This is a genomic window from Halobaculum limi (genome assembly GCF_029490015.1).
Taxonomy (GTDB): Archaea; Halobacteriota; Halobacteria; order Halobacteriales; family Haloferacaceae; genus Halobaculum; species Halobaculum limi.
Map to the genome: position 1 here is coordinate 1,271,002 of NZ_CP120468.1, position 25,476 is coordinate 1,296,477.

A 25,476-nucleotide genomic window follows, 5' to 3' on the forward strand; every position below is an offset into this window, starting at 1 on the left:
ACAGCCGTGACGTGGAAAGGGGTAAGCCCCCTGCCTCCAAACCGGGTGACATGAGCGACGACGAAGGGGTCGCGCTGACGGTCCGCGGCGCGGCCAAGCGCGACGCCGGGCGCGGCATCGCGCGACTCTCCGATCCCACGATGAGCCGACTCGGCGTGTTGTCCGGTGAGACGATTATCGTCAGCGGGGACCGCGAGACGGCGGCGAAGGTGTGGCCCGCCGGCACCGACGCCGGGGACGGTGAGGTCCTGATCGACGGCGAGACGCGGGCCAACGCTGGCGCGAAGATCGGATCGCAGGTGCGCGTTCGGAAACAGCGGGTCGGCGAGGCCGACGCGGTGACGTTGACCGCGCCCGCCGCACTCGACAACGTCGACATCGACGAGCGAACGTTGGCGCGAGCGGCCAAACGTGACCTCGACGGCCGCCCGGTGAGCGAGGGCGAACGAGTGCGCCTCGCACATCTCGGCGGCAACGTGTTCGTCGTCGCCGAGACGACCCCCGACGGCCCGGTGAAAGTCACCGGCGGGACGGACGTGACGGTGCGGCGCGCACGCGACGCCGCCGACGCTCCTGCGGCCGGCGGTGTGAACACGTCGACGTCGGGAACCGGTGCGTCTGTCGACTTGCCGACGCGGGACCGGCGGGCGGGCGATACAGACGACAGCGGAGACGGCGAGGGCGGAGGTGGGAGCGGGCCGGCCGCGGCGGCTCCGGCCCCCGCGACCGGCGGCATCACTTACGAGGACATCGGCGGTCTCGACGAGGAACTCGACCTGGTTCGTGAGACGATCGAACTCCCGCTCTCCGAACCGGAGGTGTTCGCGCGGCTCGGTATCGACCCACCGAAGGGCGTCCTCCTCCACGGCCCGCCGGGAACCGGAAAGACGCTCATCGCGAAGGCCGTCGCCAACGAGGTCGACGCGACGTTCATCTCGGTGTCGGGCCCTGAGATCACCTCGAAGTACAAGGGCGAGAGCGAGGAACGCTTGCGCGAGATATTCGCCGAGGCGAACGAGTCGGCACCCAGCATCATCTTCTTCGACGAGATAGACTCCATCGCTGGACAGCGCGAGGACGGCGGCGATATGGAGAACCGCGTCGTCGGGCAACTCCTCTCGCTGATGGACGGCCTCGACGCCCGAGAGGACGTCATCGTCATCGGCGCGACCAACCGCGTCGACGCTATCGACCCGGCGCTCCGACGTGGCGGACGCTTCGACCGCGAGATCGAGATCGGCGTCCCCGGCGAGGCTGGCCGACGCGAGATTCTGGAGGTCCACACCCGCCGGATGCCGCTGGCCGACGACGTGGACGTGGACCGTCTCGCCGCCCGAACCTACGGCTTCGTCGGCGCGGACATCGACTCGCTGACGACGGAGGCGGCGCTGACCGCCCTGCGCCGCGCCCGCCACGACGACAGCGAGGTGGACCTGGCGACCGTCGAGGTGACGCGCGCGGACTTCGAGTCGGCGCTGGCGGCGGTCGAACCCTCGGCGATGCGGGAGTACGTCGCCGAGCAACCGGACACCACCTTCGACGATGTTGGTGGTCTCGACGACGCGAAGGCGACGCTCGAACGTGCGGTGACGTGGCCGCTGACGTACGCACCGCTGTTCGACGCCGCGGGCGCGGACCCGCCGACCGGTGTCCTCCTGTACGGCCCGCCCGGAACCGGAAAGACCCTCCTCGCGCGGGCTATCGCGGGTGAATCCGAGGTGAACTTCATCGAGGTCGCTGGCCCGGAACTGCTCGACCGCTACGTCGGCGAGTCCGAGAAGGCCGTCCGAGAGGTGTTCGAGCGGGCACGACAGGCCGCGCCGAGCATCATCTTCTTCGACGAAATCGACGCCATCGCCGTCGACCGCGACGGGATGGGCGACTCCTCGGGCGTCGGCGAGCGTGTCGTCTCCCAGTTGCTCACGGAACTGGACCGCGCGAGTAGCAACCCCAACCTCGCGGTCATCGCCGCCACGAACCGCCGCGACGCCCTCGACGACGCTCTCGTGCGCCCCGGTCGACTGGAGAGCCACGTCGAAGTCCCCCTACCAGACGTGGAGGGTCGCCGGAAGATTCTCGCGGTCCACACCGTCCGGACGCCCCTCGCCGAGGACGTCGACCTCGACGACGTGGCCGACCACACCGAAGGCTACTCCGGCGCGGAACTCACGGCGGTCGTCCGCGAGGCGACGATGCGGGCGGTCGAACGCGTCGCCGAGGAGTTCGGCGAGGAAGCGAACGACCACGCCGACGCCCTCTCGGTGACGATGGCCGACTTCGAAGCGGCGATCGAACGGGTGTCACCACCGGAGACGGCCGACTGAGTCGCGTCCACTCGCTCGGCGCTGTCGATGCTGATTCACTCACTCAGTGACAGTCGGTCGAGACGAGAGCGTCCGAAGCACAGGCTGTGTCCCTCGGTAGATCGCCGTCGGAGAATGCCGCGTGGCGCGGATGCGTATGGCAACGATCCAACCCGCGGCGACTGACCTTCTCTGAGGGTCAAAAATAAACTTTGTGGGCCAGGATGACAGCCGGGCGAACGAACTGCGACCGGCCTACGCCGTCGCCAACACGGCTTCGTAGTGGTGGTCGTTCGAGTACCTGACCTCCTCGACCGTCCACGCTGCCCCGGCGCAGGCCTCCCGAAGGACATCCGGCGTGAATGGTCTGAACAGGAGCGTCTCGCCGACGTCGTCCTCGTACTCGAAGTGCAGCACGCGGTAGCCCACCCCCGGTGTCGGGTCCGGCCGGTGGCCGAGGAGGTCACGGAAGCCCTCCGTCTCGGGGTCGTAGTTGTCCAGCACTGCCACGGCGTCGTCGGTCGTCACGAACGCCAGATCAGCGAGGAACTCCCGGAGGCGGTGGGGCGGCCGCGCGAGACCCAACTGCGTCCCGTGGGCGTACACCGCGCGAAACTGATTCTGGTCGAACGACTCACGCAACGCGAACATATCGCCCTCGACGGCGCGGTCGACGCCGCGGTCACGCATCGTCTCGACGAGGTAGTGAGACGGTTCGAGGCCGACGACCGGACCGTCGTACCGCTCCTGAAATCGGAGCACGTCGCGACCCGCACCCGCCCCCAAATCGAGGAGCGGTGCGTCGAGGCCGTCGTCGTCGAGTGTCTCGTACACCGCCTCGGGTCGCCCGTCGAAGTAGAACTGCTCGATGGGGTGTTCGAGTCGCTCGTCGCCGTCGACACACCACAGCGGATCGGTCTGCTCGCCGTGGTGGAAGTCGCGAATCGCGCGGCCGAACGGGTCTGTTCGCTCGGAGTCGGTCACACTCTGCGGCATCGCGACCGCCCTGAAAAACCGTGCGTGAGCATCGGTAGCGAGGAGCGAACGGCGACGCACTCGGTTGTGTATGCTTACCGGCAAGAATCTCTGCAACCCACTCGGTTGAACGGCCTGGCCGGGAGGTGGTGGGTATGTCACAACTCCTGCCCGACGAGGCGGCCGAGCGACTCGTCTCGACGTGTCGAACGACGGTCGGCGACAACGCGCGGTCGGTGACGTACTTCTCGCGGACGGACCACGAGCAACTGTACCTGCGCGACGACCTGGAACAGGACGCCGACCTGATGGCGTTCATCGGCACCGAGCGGCAGGACTTCGCGATGGCGAGCGACGGCTACTCCGGGACGGAACTCGGCAAGTACCGCTACACGCTCCGGGTGTTCGAGAACGGCTACGCCATCCGCGTCGACGGCCGCGACAAGGGCGTGCTCGTCACCTGCGACGGGATGGCGCTGCGCGACTTCAACCACCTCGCGAGCGCGGTGGGCGCGACCCTGGAGGAGTGGGAAGGCGAGGACTGAGCACTCACTCCTTCTTCTGCAAATAGTCGAGACACACTAGCCCCGCCCGCGCTTGGATCGCGACGAGGTCACGGATCGGGACGACGTCGTAGTCGAGTCCCTGCTGCAGTTCGGCGATGTGGTTGGTGAACACGCGCTCGACGGCCGCCTTTGCGTCGACGAGACGCCGACGGGCCGCCTCGTCGTCGACCGCCATCGCCGCGTGGTCGAGCGTCCGGAGCAACATCCCAGCGTTCGTGAGCAGGTGGTACGTCCACGTGTAGCGCTCCTCCACCTGCTGGGCGACGGTTGCGGGGTCGTCCGTCTCGTCTTCCGACTCGGCCCACGCCAGCCGCGACTCGTCCTCTTCGGCGTACCAGTCGAACACGCCACGCACCTCACGCGCCATTGATGTATCCGGAAACCACTCGACGGTGGCGGCGACCGCCGCTCGAAGTTCCGTGACGAGCGGTCGTCGTTCGGCGACTGCCTCGCGGATCACCGTCTCCCGGCTTCGATCCAGTTCCGTCTCGTCGCCGACGCGGGGGTCGCGGAAGTACGGGAGTTCCACGACGAACTGGACCGGCGGGTCGCCGTCGGTCGCTCGGCGGGCGTAGTCGTACGCGTTCCCGCCCAAGAGCGCCTCCTGGGGGGGTTCGTCGCCGTCGGCGACATCGTCGTACCTGTCCTCGAACGTCGGGAGTCGAAACACGCCGTCAGCGAACGCCTCGTTTCGGTGGTTCTCGGGGTCGCCGCGGTTGAGCGGGACGCCGTACTCCTCCGGGAGCGACTGGAGCGTGTCGTGGAGTGGCTCCAACGCCTCGCTGCTGTAGTAGTAACACCCGCCGAACGGTGCGTTGTGGAGGCTGAACTGGAACGCGGGGTCGTACTCGTCGACGAGGTCCGCGAGCGCCTCGGTTCCCGCCGTCGCGTCGGAGAAGGTGTACTCCTCGTGTTCGATGGGGAACGTGGCCTCGATCTGTTCGTCCGGCGGGGGTCGATAGAAGTTCTGTGCGTAGTTCGAGAGGGTGAACGGCCCGTCGAACCACCCCTCGTTCTGTCGGACGCCGTCGGGGTCGGCCACGGGGACGCAGACGAACTCGTAGTCTAGGGAGTCGCGCAACGCCGCGTTCGCCGCGAGTTCGTGCAGGAGGAAGTCGACCGTCATCGACCCGATGGGTTCGTTCGGGTGGGGCGCGCCGAACAGTAGGGCCGCGCGGTCGCCCTCGCCGACCGTCACCGCCCACAGATCCTCGCCGCCGGGGGTCTCGCCCAACTCGCGGTAGGCGACGTGGTCGTGTTCGGCCGCGAGGGCGCGACTGCGGTCGCGGTGGTCCGCGACGGTGTGGAACGACTGGTAGCGAGGGACGGCGTCGCCGACCCACGCGAACGTTCGCGCGGGCGACGAGGAGGACTCCGACGGGGGGCCTGTCATACGGACATCGGGACGGGGCTCGGTCAAATAACCCCGTGACGGGGGAGGCGAGGGTCGGCGGCCGGCGTGCGCGGTCGGGCGGCCGGCGGTACCGTCGTCGCCACCGTCCCGCTACTCCCAGAAACTCTTGGTCCGCGCGTACTCTCGCTCCTGCTTGAGGATGTCGCGGTAGAAATCGTCCTCGTTCTCACGCAGTTTCCCGATGATGCGAGCGGCGTTGTGTGGGCCGACACCGCGTGCCGCGAGGGCGATGACGGCCTGTTTCCCGTGCGCCTGCACGAGGTTCGCGGCGCGGTTCGCCTTCCGCGTGAGTTTCTCCTGTTCGTCGTCCTTCTCGCTCGCGCGAACCGCCTTCACGGTGTCCTCGTCCCACGGATTCAGCGCGGCGATGCGGGTCGACCCACACTCGGGACACTCGGGTGTGTCGCGGACACGTCGCACCTTCGTCCGCTGTTTCCAGTCGCCGCAGTGGACGCACAGTTGGATGACGTGGTCGTCCATGATGCGGTCGCGGATGGTCTCGATGACTGAGGCGTCGGCGTTCTCGGGGACGAGGAACTCCCGACCCGACGAGCGTCCGTCTGTTCCCAGCGGGGTGCGCTCCCGGGCGGCGACCAGTTCGACGTCGCCCGCGTCGATGGCGTCCAGCAACTCGGCCGTCTCCTCGACGGCGAGTTCGGTGTGGAACACCTCTCGTACCGCCTCGTCGAACACCGGGGTATCTTCCAGCGCGGCCATCAGGCGGTCACCGCCGAAGCGCTTGTTCCCCTGATACCGCTTGAGCGCCCCGAACTTCGCGGCGACGTGTGCGAGCGTGAACTTCAGCGTGTCCGACCGCTTCAGCGCCAGTTCGAGGAGGGCTTCGACGTGCGCGGGGTCCGTCTCCTCCAACACCTCGATGACTGTGCCTGGAGTGACACCGTTCGGGACCTCCAGTTCGATCCGGTACGGGTCGGCTTCCATCCCGACCGACGACCCGGTTCGCTGGCCGACGAGCGCCGAGAGCAGACGGCCGATGGTGCGGTTCACGCGGTGGCCGAACGCGGCGTTGAGCGCGATGGACCGCCCGAGGCCCTCGACGACGATGCGGCCGTCCGTGGGCATCGGGTGGCCCGCCTCGACATGGCGGGAGACGGTGTCGAGGCCGACGCCGATAGTGTCAGGGTCGGCGGGGTAGCGTCCCGCGAACTCCCGCGAGACGGACTCAACGGACGCGCCGCCGGCGAACTGCGGTTCGGCGACGCCACGCATCTCGCCCACCTCGGCGGCGACGGCGCGGGGAACTGGTATCTCTTGGCCAGTCCACGACGGCACCTCACCCGCCGGATCCTCGATGGGCGTGACGTTCACGCGCGACTCGTCCTCGTCGATGTCGTTGATGCGCCACATCTCCCCGCGTTGGATGAACGCCTCTCCCGGTTGGGCGAAGTTGAGGACGTATCGCTCGTCGAGGGTCCCGATCTGTCGCCGCGAGGAGATGTCGTGGACCTCGTACGTCTCCTCGTCGGGAATCATCGAGAGGTTCTGGTAGTAGTACTGCCACGTCCCACCCGACGTCTCGAGAACGTCGCGTTCCTCGTCGATCCACAGGAGACGATTGCCCGACAGTTCTCGTGCGACTTCGCGGAACGTCTCCTCGGGGAGGTCGCGGAAGGGGTATGCCCGAGTGATCAACTCGTACGCTTCGCGAGCGTCGACTTCACCCATATCCATCAGGAGGCCGACGATCTGATTCGCGAGCGTGTCGAGACTGCCGTGGTGGATACCCGAGTCTTCGACCTCGCCGGCGATAGCCCGTCGGGCGATGGCCAGCGCCTCCATCGTGTCGTCGGGGGCGTCGGTGACGACCGTGCCGCGACTCACCTCGTCGCGGCGGTGACCCGCCCGTCCGACTCGCTGGAGGAGGCGGGCGACCTCTCGGGGAGAGTTGTACTGGACGACGTGGTCGACGCGCCCCACGTCGATCCCCAACTCCATCGAGGAAGTACACACGAGACCGTCCATCTCGCCGGCTTTGAACGCGTCTTCGACCTCGATGCGGGCCTCCTTCGACAGCGACCCGTGGTGGACGCCGATCGGTTCGCCAAGCGTCTTGAACCGCGATCCGAGCGCCTCTGCGGTCTGTCGCGTGTTGACGAAGATCAGGACAGACTCGTGATCGCGGACGATGTCGCGGATGAGGCGCACGTGACTCGCGATGTCGGCGTCGGTCGCGAGTTTGCCCGCGAGGCGTTCGTCCTCTGTCGTTATCTCGGGCGAGATGACGTCGAACTCGACCTTGCTCCCCACGTCGACCTCGATGATCTCACAGGGGCGGCCGCCGGTGAGGAACGCGCCGACCTCCTCGGGGTCGCCGACGGTTGCGGAGAGGCCGATGCGCTGGAAGTCGCCGGAGAGCCGTCGGACGCGTTCGAGGCCGACGGTCAACTGCGCGCCGCGCTTGGAGGCAGCGAGTTCGTGGACCTCGTCGACGACGACGTGGTCGACGTCCGAGAGCGCCGCCCGGAGTTTCTTGCCGGTGAGCATCGCCTGCAGCGTCTCGGGCGTCGTCACGAGGACGTCCGGCGGGTCGTTCGCCTGCTTGCTCCGCTGGTAGTCGCTGGTGTCGCCGTGGCGCACCTGCACGTCGAGGTCGAGATACTCGCCCCACCACTCCAAGCGCTCGCGCATATCGCGGTTGAGCGCCCGCAGTGGCGTCACGTACAGCGCACCCAAGCCCTCGGGACGGGTCTCCGCGAGCGCCGAGAACACGGGCAACATCGCCGTCTCGGTTTTCCCGGTTCCGGTCGGGGCGATGACGAGGCCGTCCTTGCCGGCCGCGAGTGGTGGGATCGCTCGGCGCTGGGGAGCAGTTGGCGTGGTGAAACCCCGTTCAGAGAGAGCCGATCGCACCTCCTCGCCGAGCGCCGCGAAGGCGTCCATCCCCGTCGCTCGCGGCGTGTCGCTCATCGACCGAGTCTTGGTCGCAAGCGGGTTAAGGGTCGCGCTACCGGGCGGTCCGGCCGCTCACCGGTGAAGCAGGACGCGCAGAAACCGCGGTGTCGAGGTGGGTCGTGCCCGCGTAGGCGGGTGGTGTCACTCCCGACTGATGGAGATGTTCTGAACGCTGCCGTCACAACTCGGGCAGGTGCCCGGATGACTGGCCGACTGGACGCGACTCCCGCAGACGTGACACTCGAACAGCCCCTCCGACGCACTGTACGGGTCTATGTCGTTAGCTGGCATACCCCACAGTCACTGCCGTGCGTTGGTAAACGTTGTCTACAAACTGATGCGTACAAACATAGGGAATAATACGCATACTGATTGACGAACGTCCACCGATAGTCCGTCACGCCGCCGATTCGGTTACGACAACTCCTCGTTGACGAGGTCGCGCGCCTTCCGCACGGCACCGACCGACGTGAGATAGCCCGCGCCGACCGACGCCTTCGACGCCTTCGCCGCCGCTCCCGTGAGCACGGTCGGGCCGAGTTGCGCCACTGCGCCGTCGCCGACAGAGACGAGCCACCCGGGTACCTCGAAGCGGTACTGTGTGAGTCGCGGCGCGAAGTCGTCGGCGCTCCCGTCGCGGTCGTGGGCGACGAGTCGTCCGATGTTCGTCGCGGCAGTTCGTGCCTCGCGGATGGCCGCCGACGCCGACGCCGGCACGGGTTCGCCGTCGGTGTCGACGACGCGGGCGGCGTCACCGAGGGCGAACGTTCGGTCGGTGAGGCGCAGGTCGCCGCGGACGACGGGCCGGTCGCCGTCGACGGCGTCGTCGCCGGCGATACCGCCGGTCCAGACGAACTGGTCGTAGCCGAGGTCGCCGTCGTCGGTCACGATTCGGTCGTCGAAGACGCGTTCGACGGTCGTCCCCGTCTCGATGTCGACGCCACGCTGTTCCAGTTGTTCCCGCACGGCCTGTCGGAAGTTCGCGGGGAAGTTCGGTGCGACCTCGCCCAACTGTTCGACGAGGACGATCTCCACGTCTTCTGGAACCGACGCGCCCTCTTCGCTCGCGAGCGTAGCGAGTTCACCCGCCACTTGCACACCCGAGAGGCCGGCCCCGCCGACGACGACGCGGCCACCGTGGTCGACCACGTCGAGGAATGCCTCACGGATGGCCGCCGCGTCGTCGAGCGACTTGAGCGGCGTGGCGTGTTCCCGGAGGCCGTCGATGCCGTAGTAGGCGGTCTCGGAGCCGAGACACAGCGCCCCGTAGTCCCACTCGACGGTGTCGCCGCCGGCCAACTCGGCGTGGCCCGCCTCGGCGTCGACGTCGACGACGCGGTCGACGACCACCTCGGCGCGGTCGAACAGGTCGGCGAGAGGAACGGAGATTGCCTCCGCGACTCTCGGACGGCGAATCGCGCGGTGAATCTCGTGGACGAGGACGTGGTCGCTCGCCTCGTCGACGAGCGTGATGTCGACTTCGGGCGGGAGTCGTGCTTCGAGTTTGCGGGTCAGGGCGACGCCGGCGTAGCCAGCGCCGAGAACGGCGACGTGCATCAGTACTGATGCTACGGGGCGTACGGCAAAGGGACTGACGGGGGTGCAGGACGCCACGCCCGAACGAGCGTTCAAACAGGATGATGGGTCCACTTCGACGCGACCCGATGCGTTGACTCCGACCCGCGGGCGACAAGCGGTTGTGCGGCGCACCGCCCGCGGAGCGACTGCGCCGCCTGTCAGCCCCTCAGACCGCTCAGAACAGTGCCTTCGACTCGCCGAGGACGCGGGCCGGACCACCCACCTCCCAGATGTTCGTCTCGACGCCCACCTCAGCGATGCGTTCCTCGACGCGGTCGGCGTACGCGGCGGGCGTGTTGACGTAGACGCTCGCGCCCGTGTCCGTCGAGAAGTAGACGGGGATGTCCTCCTCTTGGCGGAGTTCCCGCACCGCGTTGAACACGGCGATGGTCTCCGGTTGCCAGTACACCCAGCCTGCGGGCCCGGTCATCGTCGTCGCCGTCAGCGACAACGAGTCGTGTTCTGCGATCTCGAAGATGCCCGAGAACTCGCCGACTCGAAGGCGGTCGCGCATCCGCTGGAGCTGTTCGTGGACGTGCGCCATCCGCGCGTCGAACATGTGGCTCGCCTCCGCCTCGCGGTGGGCCTCCTCAGTCTCTTTGTACGCGGGGACGAGCGCCGTCACCACGCGCAGGTCCTCCTCGGGGTCGAAGCCGTCGGGACCCGTTCCCACGTCGAGTCGTTGTGAGCGGCAGTCCTCGTCGTTCATCCCGGCGTATAGCACGGAGTACGCGCCGGTGACGGCGCGGGCGGCCGACGAAGAGCCACGGCGAGCGATCGTCGAGATCTCCGGGCGGGTCATCTCGAGGCCGGCCGCCTCCACGAGCGACATCGCCAGCGCCGCGAACCCAGACGAGGAGGAGCCGAATCCGACGTTCGACGGGAAGGAGTTCTCCGACTCGACGCGAACGGCGGCGTCGAGGTCTGCGACCTCGCGGACGTAGTCGGTCACGAGTTCGATCCGTTCGGCACCGCGCCCCTCGACGACCTCGCCGTCGATGCGGTACTCGTCGTCTGCGGGCGTCGCGTCCGGTTCCCACTCGACGGTCGTCGTCGTCCGTGAGGGGGCCGTACAGACGCTGATCGAGTCGTGGTACGGCAGCCGTCGCTCCGTGTCGCGCATCCCGTGGTACTTCACGAGGCCCTGGATGGGGTGAGCCGTCGCGGTAGCTTTCATATCCGCCGAACGGTCGCCCCGTGGGTTAGTCGTTCCGAATGGTCGCATCCTCGCCCGTCGATCCGCCGTCGCCGCCGAACGGGTCGACGGCCTGAGACAGGTCGGCATCGCGAACGACGAACCGGGCACCGACGGCCGTCTCGTCCACCTCGACAGTCCACCCGTGAGCCGTCGCGACCGACTGGACGATGGCGAGACCGAGTCCCGTCCCGTCGCCGCTGGTCGTCCCCGACTCGAACGCCGTCTCGACGATCTCCGGCGAGAGGCCCGGCCCGTCGTCGACGACGGCGAACCAGTCGTCGCCGGCCTCGACGGTGACGGTCACAGCGTCGCCGCCGTGTTCGACGCTGTTGCGAAACAGGTTCTCGAACAGGCGGGCGAGTCGGCCGCGGTCGGCACGGACGGTGAGGTCAGCGGCGGCGTCGACGGCGAGCGTCGCATCCGCCGTCGCGACGTGGCTCCACGCGTCGTGTGCGGCCTCCGTCAGCGGCACCGGCTCCGGGTCGAGGTCGTCCGTCTGTGCCAACGCGAGTAGGTCGTCGATGATGTCGGCCATCCGGCCGTGTGCGTCGGCGACCCGGTCGAGATGGTCGTTCGCCTCGCTCTCTTCGGCGGCGAGTTCGAGGTAGCCTTCGGCGACGTTCAGTGGGTTGCGGAGGTCGTGGCTGACGACGGACGCGAACCGGTCGAGTTCGTCGTTTCGGCGTCGGAGGTCTTCCTCACGGCGTCGGCGTTCGGTCACGTCTCTGAACAGCAGGACGTGCGCCGCCGTGTCACCAGCCGTATCCGTCAACGCGGTCTGCCGCACGTCGAAACTCCGAGTCTCGCCGTCGGCGCTGAGGTCGACTGTCTCTTCGACGCACCCGGTGTCATCGTCCGGATCCAACAGGCCGACGAGTTCCGCGGGGACGGCTTCGTCGAACTGGTCGCCAGCAGGACCCGACCGGAGATACGGGCGCATCGTCGCGTTGTAGTCGACGAGTCGGCCGTCCGTGTCGACGACCAACACGCCGTCGTCAAGGTGGTCGAGGATCGCACCGCGTGCGACCGGCGCGGCGTCGAGGACGCGGTATCGGTACACGTCCATCGCCAGCAATGCGCCCCCGAAGGGGACCGCAACGACGGTCGGGTCGAACGGAACCGACGTCGGCGCCGCGACCGCGACCACGTTCGACGCCCACGGGACCACCGCGAAGGTGACGACGGCCGCCGCCTGTCGTCTGAACAGCCGTCGGGTTCTGACCGCTCGTCGGACTACGAGGACGGTGCTGATGGCGATGAGGAGGTACGCGTAGCCGACGTGGGCCCAATAGACCGGTCCATAAGGGAATACGCCTCGTGGAATCCCGTCGACGACGACGTACGCTCCGGGGCCGTAGAACAGGTCGTGAAGGTGGGTGGTGGACACGACCGCCGCGAGCGAGACGGCGATGGCGGCCAGTCCGAGCCGAACCCGGCGTGTCGTGAACCAGTTGGTCCCGGCGTACTCGGCCGTGAACAGCAGGTACGCGGGCGCGATACCGATGTATCCAACCTGTCGAACCTGCCGCCAGAATTGGATCTCGCCGATCCCGTCGGCGGTGAACCCGGCGAGCGCCGCGACCGCCGTCACCGCCGCCGCGACCATCAGGAGCGAGAGGTAGCGTGCTCCGCGTTCCCCACGGTTTCGCCACGCGACCACGGCGGTCCAGACGGACACGAGTGCGGCCGCAGCAACGAGAAGCGATACGTCGACCCGTGGCGTCACGAGTTTACTAATTGACAGGTATGATAAAAGCGTATAGTCCCGAGTCTCAGTACTCGTAGAATCCCTTGCCGGTCTTCTTACCGAGGTCGCCGGCGGCAACCTTCCGCTTGAGGAGGTACGCGGGCTTGTAGCGGTCGCCCAGTTCCTCGTGAAGCGTCTCGCTGGCGTCGAGACAGATGTCGAGGCCGATGTGGTCGGCTAGTTCGAGCGGTCCCATCGGGACGTTCGTGCCGAGTTTCATCCCCTTGTCCATATCCTCCTTCGAGGCGACGCCCTCGTCGTACGCGCGGATGCCCTCGTTGATCCACGGCATCAGCACGCGGTTGGTGACGAAGCCGGGTTTGTCGTCGCTCTCCCACGTCTCCTTGCCCAACTCCTCGGCGAACGCGTGCGCCAACTCCGTGACTGCGGGATCGGTCTTCTCGCCGGTGACGACTTCGACGCCCTTCATTACGGGGACCGGATTCATGAAGTGGAGGCCGACGACGAGGGCTTCGCGGTCCGTCGCCGACGCGATGGTCGTAATCGACAGCGTCGAGGTGTTCGTCGCGAGGACGACGTCGTCGTCGGTGACCGCTTCTAGGTCCGCGAAGATGTCCTGTTTCACCTCCATATTCTCCAGCGCCGCCTCGACGACGAGGTCGGCGTCCGCGAGGTCGGCCAGATCGGTCGTGCCTGTGATCCGATCGAGAACCGTCTCGGGCGATTCGTCGAGGGCGTCTTTCGCGTCGAGACGCGAGAGCGACGATTCCATCGCATCGAAGCCGTCGTCGACGAACGCCTGTTCGATGTCGCGCATCACCACGTCGTAACCGGCGGTCGCGGCCACCTGTGCGATGCCGTTGCCCATCGTTCCCGCGCCCACGACGCCTACCGTGTCGATGTCGGAGAGTCCGCGCATACACGCTCATCGCCAGTCGCCGACCGTAAGCGTAGCGGAGCGACCCCCATCCGAGGGAGCGACGTCACGCCGACCGACGTCGGCGTGTCAGACAAATTATCCACCACCGTCGTCCGCGCAGAAAGGTTAAAGTGTTCGGCTTCGAGGCTCCCCGTAGGTGAGTGCTCGTGGGGGATGAGGACGTCAGGGAGTTGAAATACGTGGGACCGGCGACCGGAGCGGTTCTCTCGGAGGCCGGTGTCGACGCCGAGGCCGTTCGACGCAAGGCGGTGTCCTACCGGATGCTCGTCGACGCTGGCGTCAACCCCGGCGTGGCCGCCCGCATCCGTCGAGAACACTCGCTGGCGTGGTCGTTCGAGTCCGAGGGGGAGGACCTCCGCCGTCGCTCGGCGCAGGTTCGCGGACTGGGCGACGCCGAACGAGCGTGGGTCGCCGCCTCGTCGGGGGACTGGCAGGCGGGGGAGCGACCGACCGACCCACCCAGGGGCGAGGGTGGTGATGAGTCCGGAGACGAGACTGACGACGGCGAACGGGCGTGGGTCGCCGCCAGCGGCGATACTGCGTCGTCGACGAAGACCGACGGGTCGGGCGACCCCGTCGCCGCCGAGTCGGCGTGGCGCGAGCGGTCGCGGCCGACGCCGGTCGGGTCGCTCGACGTCGTGTCTCCCGAGGAGGCGGCCGACCTCGCGGAGGCCGGCATCACCTCCGTTCGAGCGTTGGCGCTCGCGGACCCCGCAGAGGTGGCAGACGCACTCGACCGGGACGCCGACCGCGTCGCAGAACTCCGGGACGCGGCCGCCGCCCGCGCCGACTAGTCGAAGTCGCTACTCGCCGGCGAGTAAATATCAGTCTGCGTACACCATTCATTTTATGCCACCTGAGGTTGCCGTTTAGTGTATGCTCCCCGACGCGGACGCGGCAATCACCCGGGACGGAAAGGCACTCATTCTCGCGTACGACCACGGGATCGAACACGGGCCGGTCGACTTCGAACCGAACCCCGAGACCGCGGACCCCGAGCGAGTGTTCGAACTCGCCACCCACGACGCGGTCACTGCCCTCGCGGTCGGGAAAGGCGTCGCGGAGGCGTACTACCCGCAGTTCGAGGACGACGTGACGCTGTTGGCGAAACTCAACGGCACGTCGAACCTCTGGATGGGCGAACCCGACTCGGCGGTCAACTGGTCGGTCGAGTACGCCGCCGAGCTGGGCGCCGACGCCATCGGCTTCACGCTGTACGGCGGGTCGAACAATGAGGTGGAGATGGCCGAGGAGTTCCGCGAGGCACAGGAGGCCGCCCGCGCCCACGACATGGGCGTCGTGATGTGGTCGTACCCGCGCGGGCAGGGACTCAAGAACGACACAGCGCCAGACACCATCGCGTACGCGGCCCGTCTCGGCCTCGAACTCGGCGCAGACATCGCGAAGGTGAAGTACCCCGGATCGCCGGACGCGATGGCGGCGGCGACGCGGATGGCCGGCCCGACGAAGGTGGTGATGTCCGGCGGGTCGAAGGCGAACGACCTCCAACTGCTCGAGACGGTCGCCGACGCGATGGCCGCCGGCGCGAAGGGACTCGCGGTCGGTCGGAACGTCTTCCAGCGTGAGAACCCCGAGGAGATGCTCGACGCACTCGAGGCCGTCATCTTCGAGGACGCCACCGTCGAGGAGGCGTTGGAACTGACCTCTTCGACGCCCGTCGTGGACGACTGATGGAGAGACTCGACGCCGCGGAGTCGGTCCTCGACGCCGCCGCGGCCGCCGCGCCCGAAATCCGTGCTGGCCTCCCCGGGAGACGCCGCTATCTCGACGAGGAGAACCCCTCCGGCGAGGAGGTGCTCGCGGCCGACGTGTTCGCGGACGACCTGCTTGAAACCGCGCTCGGCGACCTCGACGCTGTCGGCACGTACGCCAGCGAGGAACGAGCCTCGGCGGTCGACACCGGCGACGGGCCGCTCTCGGTCGCGGTCGACCCCCTCGACGGGTCCTCGAACCTCGAGTCGAACAACCCGATGGGAACCGTCGTCGCCGTCTACGACGGGACGTTGCCGGCGGCCGGGCGCGACCTCGTCGCCGCCGGGTTCGTCCTCTACGGTCCGGTGACAACGATGGTTGCCGGCGTCGGCGCACCCGGCGAGGCCGACGTCTACGAGTACCTCGTCACCGCCGACGGCGACCGGGAAGAGATGGGCGTCATCGCGCTTCCTGACGACCCCACGGTGTACGGCTTCGGTGGCCGCGTCCCCGACTGGCCGGCCGACTTCGCCGCGTACGTCGACGAGGTCGAAGACGAACTGAAACTCCGCTACGGCGGCGCGATGATCGCGGACGTGAGTCAGGTGCTCAGTTACGGCGGCGTGTTCGCGTACCCCGCGCTGGAGTCGGCCCCGAACGGCAAACTCCGCCTCCAGTTCGAGGGCAATCCCGTCGCGTACCTTGTGGAGGGGGCGGGTGGGCGCTCTTCGGACGGAACCGGACCGATTCTCGATGTGACCGCGACCGACCTCCACCAGCGGGTTCCCGTCCACGTCGGGAACGCGTCGCTCATCGAGCGTCTCGAATCCGCTCTCCAGTAGACTGCTCGGTCGCGCGGTCGCCTTCTCTACCGGAACGGCTGCCAGTAGTCGATCCGGACCGATAGACACTCACTTGCTCGGACGCGACCACGGGCAATGAGAGACCGATACAAGGCGTTGATGCTGCGCAGCTTCAAAGACGCGATGGACGTCGTCGACGAGTACAACACCTGGGCTGGCGAGGCGTTCGACGACGGATCGCCGGTTCCGCCGCAGGCCGTCCCGCAGGTTGCGATGATGCTGTATCAGAGTCGCGTGATGGACGGGTGGGGCGGCGAGGGTGGCTTCGACGTGCCCGAGTTCGACGACAAGATGTTCGACTAGCACGGTCGGGCGAAGCGACGATGCGTGACAGCGACCAGAGCGAGCGAGACCGTGGACGCCGAGTCGGGGTCGCGTCCTCAGTCGTCGCCCGCAGCGACCACGTCGGATTCTGCGGTCCCGATCCGCCGGTCGAGGAAGTCGTCGAGTAGTTCGAGACTTCTGATTTTGTCGTCGATGTCGGAGGAACCGTGGCCCTCCTCACCCAGTTCCTCGTACTCGTAGTCGTCGCCCTCGTCGAATCCAGCGTCGTCGAGGGCGTCCCGGAAGATGCGCGCCTGCGAGACGGGGACCCGGCGGTCGTTGACGCCGTGGACGATGAGCAGCGGGGCGGCGAGGTTCCCGGCGTACGTGACCGGGGACCGTTCTTCGTACAGCGCCGCGTTGTCGTCGGGTTCACCGAGGTACTTGACCATCAACTCCGACCGGAAGTGTGGCATCGTGTTCTCGGCCATGTCGAACAGGTCGGAGACGCCGACCCACGAGATACCCGCGTCGTACAGGTCGGGGAACTGGACCAGTTGCCAGTACGCCGAGTAGCCGCCGTAGGAACCGCCGTACACGACGACGCGGTCGTCGTCGAGCCAGTCGTACTCCGCGAGGACGTGTTCGGCCGCGGCGGCCACGTCGCCCTGTTCGGCACCGCCCCAGTCGTCGTACAGTTCCTCGACGAACTCGCGGCCGCGGCCGGTCGACCCGCGGTAGTTCACCTGCAACACGGAGAAGCCGCGCGAGAGGAGGAACTGCGTGCGATAGCCGAAGGAGAGGCGGTCGTGGTGGCGCGGGCCGCCGTGGGGGTTGACGATGAGCGGCGACGGGCGCTCGCCCGAGTCGTAGAAGATGGCGCCGATCTCCATCTCCTCGTAGGGTGCGTGGTCGACCGCGCGCTGGGGCGTCTCGGGGACGCCGTCCGAGTCGAAGGTGAAGTACTCGGCGTCGACGAAGTCGTCGGGCGAGAACGGCCCGTACTCCGCTTCCAGCACCGTCTCGTACTCGTCGGTAGCGAGGTCGTACGCGACCAGTTCCGACCGGCGGGTGGGCGTCGTGTGCTGGACCAGCAGTCGACCGTCGTCGAGGAGGGTGTCGTCCGCCAGCGACGCGACACCGCTGGGCAGGTCGAGTTCCCGCCCTTCACCGGTCTCCACGTCGTAGACGACGGGCACGTCCTCCGCGCCGCGCATCCGCGTGGCGAGGAAGCGGTCACCGTCGGGGAGGAAGAAGCCGGCCGACTCCTCGAACTCGCCGTCGCCGTACCACGTCACTGACTCCGTATCGAAGTCGTACACGCCACAGCGGCCCTTGTCAGGGCTGTTGTCGGAGACGAGGAGAGCATCGCCGTCGGGGTGCCAGTCGGCAGGGGCAGACTCCGCACCCGTCTCGCCGATGGCGAGATTCCGGGCGCTCGACCCGTCGACGTCGGCGACGTAGGTGTCGACGTTGTCGTAGTCGTCGGCCTCGTTTGTCGCGTACGCGAAGCGGTCGCAGTCGGGCGACAGCGTCGCCGCGCCGGCCGCGCGGTCGTGGTCGGTGAGTTTCGTCGCCTCGCCGCTGGGGAGGTCGTGGCGGTAGACGTTCATCTGGCCGTCGCGGCTCGACCCGAACAGGAGCGTCTCGCCGTCCTCGCCGACCGACGCGAGACTGATCTGGCCGTCGTCTTCGACGACGACTTCGGTGTCACCGTCGCGGTCGATGGCGTGTATGTCGTTCTGCTCGTTGCCGGCCTCGTCGAGGTGGAAGAACACGCGGTCGCCGTCGGCGTCCCACGCGAAGCCGTGGCGGGCGTCCTTCGGAACTTGTCCGTCGGACCACTGCTCCAACTCCCCGCTTGTGGGGTTGAGCAGGTACAGTTGGTTGCGGCCGTCGACGTCGTAGTACAGGGCCACCTCGTCGCCGTCGGGCGTCGGCGCGGGGTGGGCCATCGTCGGCAACTCGGCTAAGGCTCGGAGGGTGTCGTCGGTGTCGCTCACATCTGCGGATTCGACTCGGATGACTTGAGTCTGTTCAGAACGACCGTTCGGAAATATATCTGACACGTTCCGGAAGCAGGGTCGGCGACGCCGTGCCGTCGCCCATAGAAAACCCTTTCCGCAATTCTTGCGGAGGATCGATTATGAAAGTCCACGTGGGCGCGGCCGCGTCCGCAGAGGAGGCGTCGGCCATCGCAGAGGCGATGGCCGAGCACTTCGGCGTCGACATCGAGGTGTACGCCGGCGACGACGCCGACGACCCCCTCGCGACGGCCGAACCGCCGGAGATCGAGTACCCTCTGGACGACGACCTCGGTCCGACCGACCGCGAACGGGCGCTTCGCGCCGAGATCGACGACATCCTCCAAGGCGGCCCCGAGAAGTACAAACAACGCCTCCCCGACCAGGGGAAACTGTTCGTCCGCGACCGCCTCGACCTGTGGTTCGGCGAGGCCGGGACCGGCGGTCCCGGCGACGCCGACCGCGAGGGCGCCGCCGACGGCGTGAAGTTCGAGGACGGCAAGTTCGCTCACTTCGACGGCTGGCACGAGAACTCCCCCGACGTGGACGAATACGACGAGGGTAACCGCCTCCCCGCGGACGGCCTCATCACCGGTGCGGCGGAGTTCGAGGGGCGCGACCTGCACTTTATGGCCAACGACTTCACCGTGAAGGCGGGGTCGATGGCCGGCAAGGGCGTCGAGAAGTTCCTCCGGATGCAACAGCGAGCGCTGAAGAACGGCAAGCCGGTGCTGTATCTGATGGACTCCTCTGGTGGCCGGATCGACCAGCAGACGGGCTTTTTCGCCAACCGTGAGGGTATCGGGAAGTACTACTACAACCACTCGATGCTCTCTGGGCGGGTCCCCCAGATCTGCGTCCTCTACGGCCCGTGTATCGCGGGTGCGGCGTACACACCCGTCTTCGCCGATTTCACCGTGATGGTCGAGAGGATGTCCGCGATGGCCATCGCCTCCCCGCGGATGGTGAAGATGGTGACTGGCGAGGAGATTGAGATGAACGATCTGGGCGGCCCGGACGTCCACGCGAAGTACTCCGGGAGCGCCGACCTCGTCGCCGAGGACGAACGCCACGCCCGCCAACTGGTCGCGGACCTGATGACGTACCTGCCGGACAAGGCGGGTAAGAAACCGCCGCGAAGCGACACCAAGCCGCCGACGTACTCGCCCGAGGGCATCGACGAACTGATCCCCGAGGCGCCGAACCGTCCGTACGACGTTCACGACCTTCTCGACCGCATCTGCGACGCCGAATCCGTCTTCGAATTGAAGTCGGAGTACGGCAAAGAAATCGTTACCGCGTTCGCCCGCATCGACGGCCGCCCCGTCGGCATCGTCGCGAACCAACCGACCGAACGCTCGGGCGCTATCTTCCCCGATGCCGCCGAGAAGGCCGCGGAGTTCATCTGGACCTGTGACGCCTACGAAGTTCCCCTGCTGTACCTCTGTGACACGCCGGGGTTCATGGCTGGGTCACAGGTCGAGAAAGACGCCATCTTGGAGAAGGGGAAGAAATTCATCTACGCCACCTCCTCGGCGACCGTCCCCCAGCAGACCGTCGTCGTCCGCAAGGCGTACGGCGCGGGCATCTACGCGATGGGCGGCCCTGCCTACGAACCTGAGTCGGTGATCGGTCTCCCGTCCGGCGAGATCGGGATTATGGGACCGGAAGCGGCGATCAACGCGGTGTACGCGAACAAACTCGCCGCCATCGACGACCCCGAGGAACGAGCCGAACGCGAGGACGAACTCCGCGAGGAGTACCGCCGTGACATCGACATCCACCGAATGGCCAGTGAGGTCGTCATCGACGAGATCGTCGAACCCTCGCGCCTGCGCGAGGAACTCGTCCAGCGGTTCGACTTCTACGCGGACATCGAGAAGTCGGTGCCCGACAAGAAGCACGGCACGATCTTGTAACGGGGTTGTCCTAAAGACCGGGACCACACTCGCCGTGACCTACCCACCACCGGGCGATAATCCACGGGTGTACGGCACCCCGTCGTTCGGGCGGCCGTGCCGACTGTTCGCCACCGGACCGTCCAGTCCCGTCTACAGCTCCAGCGCCGCTCGGAGGAGTCTGACCTCTTCGCGAACTGCCCGCCAGGAGTCGAGCGATCCGGGGATCGAATCGGCGGTCTGGCCGTCGCTCCCACCGCCGACGTGTTCGTCGACGAGCGAGCGAACGCTGCTCGGGTCGTCGACCCGGCGGAACGAGACACCGCCGCCGGCCGTCTCCAGCGTGACCGTCCCGTAGCCGAACAGCGACCCCGTAGCCGACTGCTCGTACGACGAGTTCTCCACCATCGACAGTCGCGCACGGTCGACGCGCCGACCGACGACGCCCGTCTTGACGCTGGCCGCGCGGTCGGTGAGGACGTAGCGCGTGTTCACCAGCGAGAGGACCGCGAGCGCGGGTATCGAGAGGCCGACGAGGACGGCGAGGGCACCGACCGCGAGGCCGCCGCCGGTGTCAGCGACCGGGCCGACGGCGATAGCCATCCCGACGCCGGCGACGACGATGCCGACGAACACGGCGGGGAGGGCCGCCGAGAGCCGTGGACTCCCCGTCCAGAGCACCGTCTCGTCGGCCGCGACGGGCACCGCGTCGGGCACGTCGTCGCTCGTCATCGGTGGTCGTCGGACGGCGACTGGTCGGCCGCAGTCGAGTCGGTCGTGTGGTCCACGTCGTCGGCCGGGGGTTCCGTGTCGTCGACCGTCGTCTCCGCAGGTGGGTTCACAGTGGCTTCGTCACCGCCTTCGACGGCGGTTCGGATCGCACGCAGTTCCGTGAGGATGTCGTCGAGGACGTCACCTTTCGTCTCGGCGTCTCCGTCCCGACTCCGGCCGTCGCGGGCCCGGATACGCTCGTTGACGAGTTCCTGGATGCGTTTGGGGTCTTCGACGCTGTCGAAGCGTAGTTCGACGCCGGACCCACCGGCCGTCGAGATGTCGACGTCGCCGTAGCCGAACTGCGTGCCGAAGAAGCCCTGCGTGTAAGAGGTGTCTTGCACCTTCTCGAAGCCAACCCGCTTCACGTCCCGTGAGAGGATACCGCGCTTCTTGTACAGCGCCTCGGTCGTGATGACGTACTCCGTGTTCTCGCGGGTGAGGTACGCCGAGGCGATGATGAACAGGCCGATGAGAATCAGCGACAGCGGAATCCCGATGACGAGCGCGGGGACGAGACTCATCGAGTGGGGGTTGCCGGTCCAGACGACCTCTTCTTCGGGGTCGAGCGAGAGCCAGTCGAAGCCGTCCGGGAGGGCTGTGTCCGTCTCAATGGAGGGAGCTGCCATTGCTCTCCGGTTGCTCCGGTGGCGACTTAAATGGACACCACCGCTTGAATCGACCGCAGTCGTTCACTCGTCGCCGACGAGCGACGCCCGCAGGACCGCCCACGCCAGTCCCGCGAGACCGATGTCGCGGGCCAACACGTCTCCGAACGCGCCGACAGTGAGCCACACGACCGCGAGGTAGAGACAGGTCGCCGTCAACGACACCGCTGCCACGAACGACGCGACCGGGACGAACCGATTCGCGAGCAACGCGGCCCCGAACCCGACCTCGAGATAGCCGTTGACGAGCATAAACGCCGTCGGCGAGACGACCAGCAGCGGAGCGAGCCAGTCGACGACGTACACCGTCCACGCCGCGGGGTCCAGCAGTTTGTGGACGCCCGCCGCCAGCACCATCGCGCCGAGTCCCCACCGCGCGAGCGTCGTCGCCGACGGAGACTGCGCCGCCAGCGACGTTGCCTCCCGTTCGACCCAGTCGATCATCGCCCCACACCTGGGACCCCGTGGGCAAATGCCGTCCGGTCGCCGTCGCTCACTCCGCGTGTTCGCGCTTCAGCGACAGCACCGTTCGCTCGAACGTACAGACGAGCGTCTCGTCGTCGCTCGCGCCGTCTCTATCGTCGTCCTCGCCCGACCCGTCGCTGTTCACCTTGTACGCGTTCACCCGCATCGTCACGACGCCGCGTTCGCCGTCGCTCGTCTCCCGTCTGTCGAGGACGGTCGACTCTGCGCGGATCGTGTCTCCGTGAAACACTGGGTTCGGGTGCTCTACGTCGTCGTACGAGAGGTTCGCGACGATGGTGCCGTCGGTCGTGTCGGGAATCGATAGCCCCGTCGCGAGCGCCATCGTGTAGATGCCGTTGACGAGTCGCTCGCCGAACTGGGTGTCGGCCGCGAACTCGGCATCGAGGTGGAGCGGTTGCTGGTTCATAGTCATATCGCAGAACACCTGGTTGTCCCGCTCGGAGACGGTACGACGCTTCTCGTGGGCGATGGTCTCACCGACCTCGAACTCCTCGTAATACTTGCCGGCCATACTCGGAGGGTCTGCGGGCCGGGTGAAAACCGTGCGGGAACCGGGTCGGTTGGATCTGGTAGGGGTCGGTGTCGCTGGGATTGATACGGCTCTCCAGAGAACGTCGCAGTATGACCAGACGCAGCGTGCTGTTCTCGCCGGGCGACCGCCCGGAACTGATGCGGAAGGCACCGGCAACCGGCGCGGATACGGTCGTCTTCGACCTGGAGGACGCCGTCGCGCCCGGTCGGAAGGAAGAGGCGCGGGCGGCCGTCTACGACGTTCTCTCGGACCCCGAGTTCGACCCGGACGCGGAGGTGTGCATCCGCGTCACCGGGACGGAGACGTACCGCGACTTGGAGGTGATCGCAGACGACGATGCCGCCGGCTTCGACGCGGTGATGCTTCCGAAGGCGGAGTCGAGTGACGCGGTCGCGCATCTGGACAAGCAGTTGCGCGAACACGACCGGCGTGTCCCCGTCATCGCTCTCGTCGAGACGGCCCGTGGCGTCCTCCACGCTGAGGAGATAGCCGACGCGGGGCCGACCGCAGCAGTGGCGTTCGGCGCAGAGGACCTCTCGGCGGACGTTGGTGCGACGCGGACCGACGAGGGAACCGAGGTGCTGTACGCCCGCGAGAAGGCCGTGACGGCGGCCGCTGCCGCCGATGTCGACGCCATCGACACAGTCTACACCGACTTCTCTGACGGCGAGGGTCTCCGCGAGGAGACGCAGTTCGCGGCGGGGCTTGGGTACGACGGCAAGATGGCGATCCACCCCTCGCAGGTGCCGATCATCAACGAGGCGTTCACGCCCAACGCCGACGAGATTGCGTGGGCGCGGCGCGTCCTCGCCGCCCGCGACGACGCGGCCGACGACGACCGCGGCGTGTTCCAGGTGGACGGCGAGATGATCGACGCACCCCTCATCGCGCAGGCGGAGCGCGTACGGGAGTACGCAACGCTCGCTGGCGAGTGGTCGGACGCCGACGCGATCGGGGAGTAGAACCGGACTCGACTCCTCAGGCGCGGCGACTCAGGGCCACAGACCGCGGACGCTCTTCGCCTCCGCGATGCGCCCGAGGGCGACGACGTAGGCGGCGTCGCGCCACGTGATATCGCGGGCTTCGACCTCTTGGCGAACGTCGTTCCACGCCGAGAGCATCTCCGACTCCAGTTCCGTCTGCACCTGTTCGAGCGTCCACGTCCGGCGGTTGATGTCCTGAAGCCACTCGAAGTAACTGACGGTGACGCCGCCGGCGTTCGCGAGGATGTCGGGGATGACGTGGACGCCGCGTTCGGCGAGCATCTCGTCGGCGGCGAACGTCGTCGGCCCGTTCGCACCCTCGACGACGATGTTTGCACGCACGTCTGCGGCGTTGTCGGCGGTGATGACGTTGCCGACGGCGGCGGGGATGAGCACGTCGACGTCGAGGGTGAGGATGTCGTTCCCGTCGTCGAGCAGATCCGCGCCGTCCGTCTCCGCGGCGTAGCCGGTGACGGCGTTCGGTTCTTCGGAGAAACTCGGGATCGAGTGGGTGTCGAGACCGTCTGCGTCGTAGACGGCGCCGCCGGTGTCGGACACCGAGACGACGTCTGCGCCCCACTCGTCGAGGAGGCGGGCGGCGTTCGCGCCGACCGACCCGTACCCCTGCACGGCGACGGTCAGGCCGTCGAGGTCGTAGTCGTAGTACTCCGCGGCCTCACGGACGACGATGGCGACGGAGCGACCGGGCGCTTCTTCGCGGCCCTCGGTGCCGCCGACGACTGGCGGCTTGCCGGTGACGACGCCGGGGACCGTCTCGCCCTCCTGCATCGAGTACGCGTCCATAAACCACGCCATCGTCTGGGAGTTTGTTCCCATGTCCGGCGCGGGGATATCCTTCTTCGGCCCGACGAACTTCCGCAGTTCCTCGGCGAAGCGGCGGGTGAGCCGTTCCTTCTCGCCGTCAGAGAGCGCCTTTGGGTCGACGACGACGCCGCCCTTCCCGCCGCCGAACGGGAGGTCCATCACGGCGCACTTCCAGGTCATCCACATCGAGAGGCCGACGCACTCCTCCTCGCTGACGTGCGGGTGGAAGCGCAGGCCGCCCTTGTACGGGCCGCGCACGTCGTCGTGTTGGGCACGGTAGCCGGTGAACACCTCGACGGAGCCGTCGTCACGTTCCAGGGGAACGGCGACGCGGTGGACCGTGGTGGGGTGTTTCAGCCGTTCGATGACGCCGGGGTCGACGTCGAGGTGGACGGCCGCGTGTTCCAACTGCCGGCGGGCCGTCTCCAGAGCAGATTCCGGTTCCGTCTCGTGGTCATCCGATTGTTCGTCCGCGGTGACGCGAGTCTCGTCTGTGTCTGCGGTTCCGGTTGACATGGTGGTGTGTCCGTCGCCGCGACGTGCGGCGGGTCGATGTCGCCTCCTGCGGGGGTCCTGATTATAGTATTAATGATGTGTGTTAATCTAAGGTATATATACACATACTACCACTGTAGCGATCGGATCGACCAATCGGTCTCTGGTGGTCGTCGTTTCCGCAGCGAGGGTCGGTTTGTCGGGTTCTCGGCGACGTAACACGTCGATTCTCGCCGACGACCGATCGTCGGCCGTTCTCCAACTCGATCGAACCGGACCGCTGTCGGGCGATCTTGGGCACACGCTCGATGCTATGCTGTCGGTGTGACTATTATGGTCCTTAGTGAATATCTATGATA

The 25,476-nt window shown here is 67.4% G+C and carries 22 protein-coding genes; 8 read left to right on the forward strand and 14 right to left on the reverse strand.

Going from position 1 to position 25,476, the window contains the following annotated elements; all coding sequences use genetic code 11:
- Positions 1-50: 50 nt before the first annotated feature.
- Positions 51-2,324: an AAA family ATPase gene (locus tag P0D77_RS06450; protein ID WP_277555443.1), complete on the forward strand. Its 2,274-nt coding sequence runs from the start codon at positions 51-53 to the stop codon at positions 2,322-2,324.
- A 234-nt stretch (positions 2,325-2,558) separates the two neighbouring features.
- Here the strand turns inward: P0D77_RS06450 and P0D77_RS06455 are convergent, their stop codons facing one another.
- On the reverse strand, positions 2,559-3,287 hold the full coding sequence (locus tag P0D77_RS06455; protein WP_277555444.1) for a class I SAM-dependent methyltransferase: 729 nt from the start codon (positions 3,285-3,287) through the stop codon (positions 2,559-2,561).
- A gap of 146 nt (positions 3,288-3,433) precedes the next feature.
- Between P0D77_RS06455 and P0D77_RS06460 the strand changes: the two genes are divergently transcribed.
- A complete protein-coding gene (locus P0D77_RS06460) occupies positions 3,434-3,823 on the forward strand; it encodes a DUF7522 family protein (RefSeq protein WP_277555445.1) in 390 nt (129 codons plus the stop codon).
- Positions 3,824-3,827: 4 nt separating this feature from the next.
- On the opposite strand, the gene P0D77_RS06465 is transcribed toward P0D77_RS06460, so the two are convergent.
- The 7 genes from P0D77_RS06465 to P0D77_RS06495 all read right to left on the reverse strand — a co-directional run bounded on the left by P0D77_RS06465 (position 3,828) and on the right by P0D77_RS06495 (position 13,574).
- The gene (locus tag P0D77_RS06465; RefSeq protein ID WP_277555446.1) at positions 3,828-5,237 is read right to left on the reverse strand and encodes a M14 family zinc carboxypeptidase; all 1,410 of its coding nucleotides are present in this window, start codon (positions 5,235-5,237) and stop codon (positions 3,828-3,830) included.
- 111 nt (positions 5,238-5,348) lie between these two features.
- A complete protein-coding gene (locus P0D77_RS06470) occupies positions 5,349-8,186 on the reverse strand; it encodes a DEAD/DEAH box helicase (RefSeq protein ID WP_277555447.1) in 2,838 nt (945 codons plus the stop codon).
- Positions 8,187-8,312: 126 nt separating this feature from the next.
- Positions 8,313-8,462, reverse strand: a complete 150-nt coding sequence (locus P0D77_RS06475) for a rubrerythrin-like domain-containing protein (RefSeq protein ID WP_277555448.1) — start codon at positions 8,460-8,462, stop codon at positions 8,313-8,315.
- 123 nt (positions 8,463-8,585) lie between these two features.
- A complete protein-coding gene (locus P0D77_RS06480) occupies positions 8,586-9,728 on the reverse strand; it encodes an NAD(P)/FAD-dependent oxidoreductase (RefSeq protein WP_277555449.1) in 1,143 nt (380 codons plus the stop codon).
- Between the two features lie 196 nt (positions 9,729-9,924).
- Complete coding sequence (gene mvaD / locus P0D77_RS06485) at positions 9,925-10,926, reverse strand: phosphomevalonate decarboxylase MvaD (protein WP_277555450.1); 1,002 nt, start codon at positions 10,924-10,926, stop codon at positions 9,925-9,927.
- Positions 10,927-10,951: 25 nt separating this feature from the next.
- Positions 10,952-12,673, reverse strand: coding sequence for a sensor histidine kinase (locus P0D77_RS06490; RefSeq protein ID WP_277555451.1), 1,722 nt, complete (start codon positions 12,671-12,673; stop codon positions 10,952-10,954).
- Positions 12,674-12,719: 46 nt separating this feature from the next.
- The gene (locus P0D77_RS06495; protein WP_277555452.1) at positions 12,720-13,574 is read right to left on the reverse strand and encodes a 3-hydroxyacyl-CoA dehydrogenase family protein; all 855 of its coding nucleotides are present in this window, start codon (positions 13,572-13,574) and stop codon (positions 12,720-12,722) included.
- 200 nt (positions 13,575-13,774) lie between these two features.
- On the opposite strand from P0D77_RS06495, the gene P0D77_RS06500 reads away from it, so the two are divergent.
- The 4 genes from P0D77_RS06500 to P0D77_RS06515 all read left to right on the forward strand — a co-directional run bounded on the left by P0D77_RS06500 (position 13,775) and on the right by P0D77_RS06515 (position 16,474).
- Positions 13,775-14,389, forward strand: a complete 615-nt coding sequence (locus tag P0D77_RS06500; protein ID WP_277555453.1) for a DUF7409 domain-containing protein — start codon at positions 13,775-13,777, stop codon at positions 14,387-14,389.
- Positions 14,390-14,471: 82 nt separating this feature from the next.
- Complete coding sequence (locus tag P0D77_RS06505) at positions 14,472-15,287, forward strand: class I fructose-bisphosphate aldolase (RefSeq protein WP_277555454.1); 816 nt, start codon at positions 14,472-14,474, stop codon at positions 15,285-15,287.
- Positions 15,287-16,150, forward strand: coding sequence for a class 1 fructose-bisphosphatase (locus P0D77_RS06510; RefSeq protein ID WP_277555455.1), 864 nt, complete (start codon positions 15,287-15,289; stop codon positions 16,148-16,150). The genes P0D77_RS06505 and P0D77_RS06510 overlap by 1 nt, the downstream gene beginning before the upstream one ends.
- 96 nt (positions 16,151-16,246) lie before the next feature.
- Positions 16,247-16,474, forward strand: coding sequence for a hypothetical protein (locus P0D77_RS06515; protein WP_277555456.1), 228 nt, complete (start codon positions 16,247-16,249; stop codon positions 16,472-16,474).
- A 77-nt stretch (positions 16,475-16,551) separates the two neighbouring features.
- On the opposite strand, the gene P0D77_RS06520 is transcribed toward P0D77_RS06515, so the two are convergent.
- Complete coding sequence (locus tag P0D77_RS06520; RefSeq protein ID WP_277555458.1) at positions 16,552-18,438, reverse strand: S9 family peptidase; 1,887 nt, start codon at positions 18,436-18,438, stop codon at positions 16,552-16,554.
- A 143-nt stretch (positions 18,439-18,581) separates the two neighbouring features.
- On the opposite strand from P0D77_RS06520, the gene P0D77_RS06525 reads away from it, so the two are divergent.
- Entirely contained in the window at positions 18,582-20,378 is a 1,797-nt protein-coding gene (locus P0D77_RS06525) for an acyl-CoA carboxylase subunit beta (RefSeq protein WP_277555459.1), read from the forward strand.
- A gap of 132 nt (positions 20,379-20,510) precedes the next feature.
- Here P0D77_RS06525 and P0D77_RS06530 read toward each other — a convergent pair whose 3' ends face one another.
- From P0D77_RS06530 to P0D77_RS06545, 4 genes are all read right to left on the reverse strand, one after another.
- Positions 20,511-21,089, reverse strand: a complete 579-nt coding sequence (locus tag P0D77_RS06530; protein ID WP_277555460.1) for a PH domain-containing protein — start codon at positions 21,087-21,089, stop codon at positions 20,511-20,513.
- Positions 21,086-21,757 carry a PH domain-containing protein gene (locus P0D77_RS06535; RefSeq protein ID WP_277555461.1) on the reverse strand — a complete coding sequence of 224 codons (672 nt, stop codon included), beginning with the start codon at positions 21,755-21,757 and terminating at the stop codon, positions 21,086-21,088. The genes P0D77_RS06530 and P0D77_RS06535 overlap by 4 nt, the downstream gene beginning before the upstream one ends.
- Before the next feature lie 63 nt (positions 21,758-21,820).
- Positions 21,821-22,240 (reverse strand): DoxX family membrane protein, encoded by a 420-nt coding sequence (locus P0D77_RS06540; protein WP_277555462.1) that lies wholly within the window; start codon positions 22,238-22,240, stop codon positions 21,821-21,823.
- A 49-nt stretch (positions 22,241-22,289) separates the two neighbouring features.
- Complete coding sequence (locus tag P0D77_RS06545) at positions 22,290-22,793, reverse strand: MaoC family dehydratase (RefSeq protein ID WP_277555463.1); 504 nt, start codon at positions 22,791-22,793, stop codon at positions 22,290-22,292.
- Between the two features lie 110 nt (positions 22,794-22,903).
- Here P0D77_RS06545 and P0D77_RS06550 point away from each other — a divergent pair, with 110 nt between their 5' ends.
- Positions 22,904-23,776: an HpcH/HpaI aldolase/citrate lyase family protein gene (locus P0D77_RS06550; protein ID WP_277555465.1), complete on the forward strand. Its 873-nt coding sequence runs from the start codon at positions 22,904-22,906 to the stop codon at positions 23,774-23,776.
- 30 nt (positions 23,777-23,806) lie between these two features.
- Here P0D77_RS06550 and gdhB read toward each other — a convergent pair whose 3' ends face one another.
- Positions 23,807-25,138 (reverse strand): glutamate dehydrogenase GdhB, encoded by a 1,332-nt coding sequence (gdhB, locus tag P0D77_RS06555; RefSeq protein WP_277555466.1) that lies wholly within the window; start codon positions 25,136-25,138, stop codon positions 23,807-23,809.
- Positions 25,139-25,476: the final 338 nt, after the last annotated feature.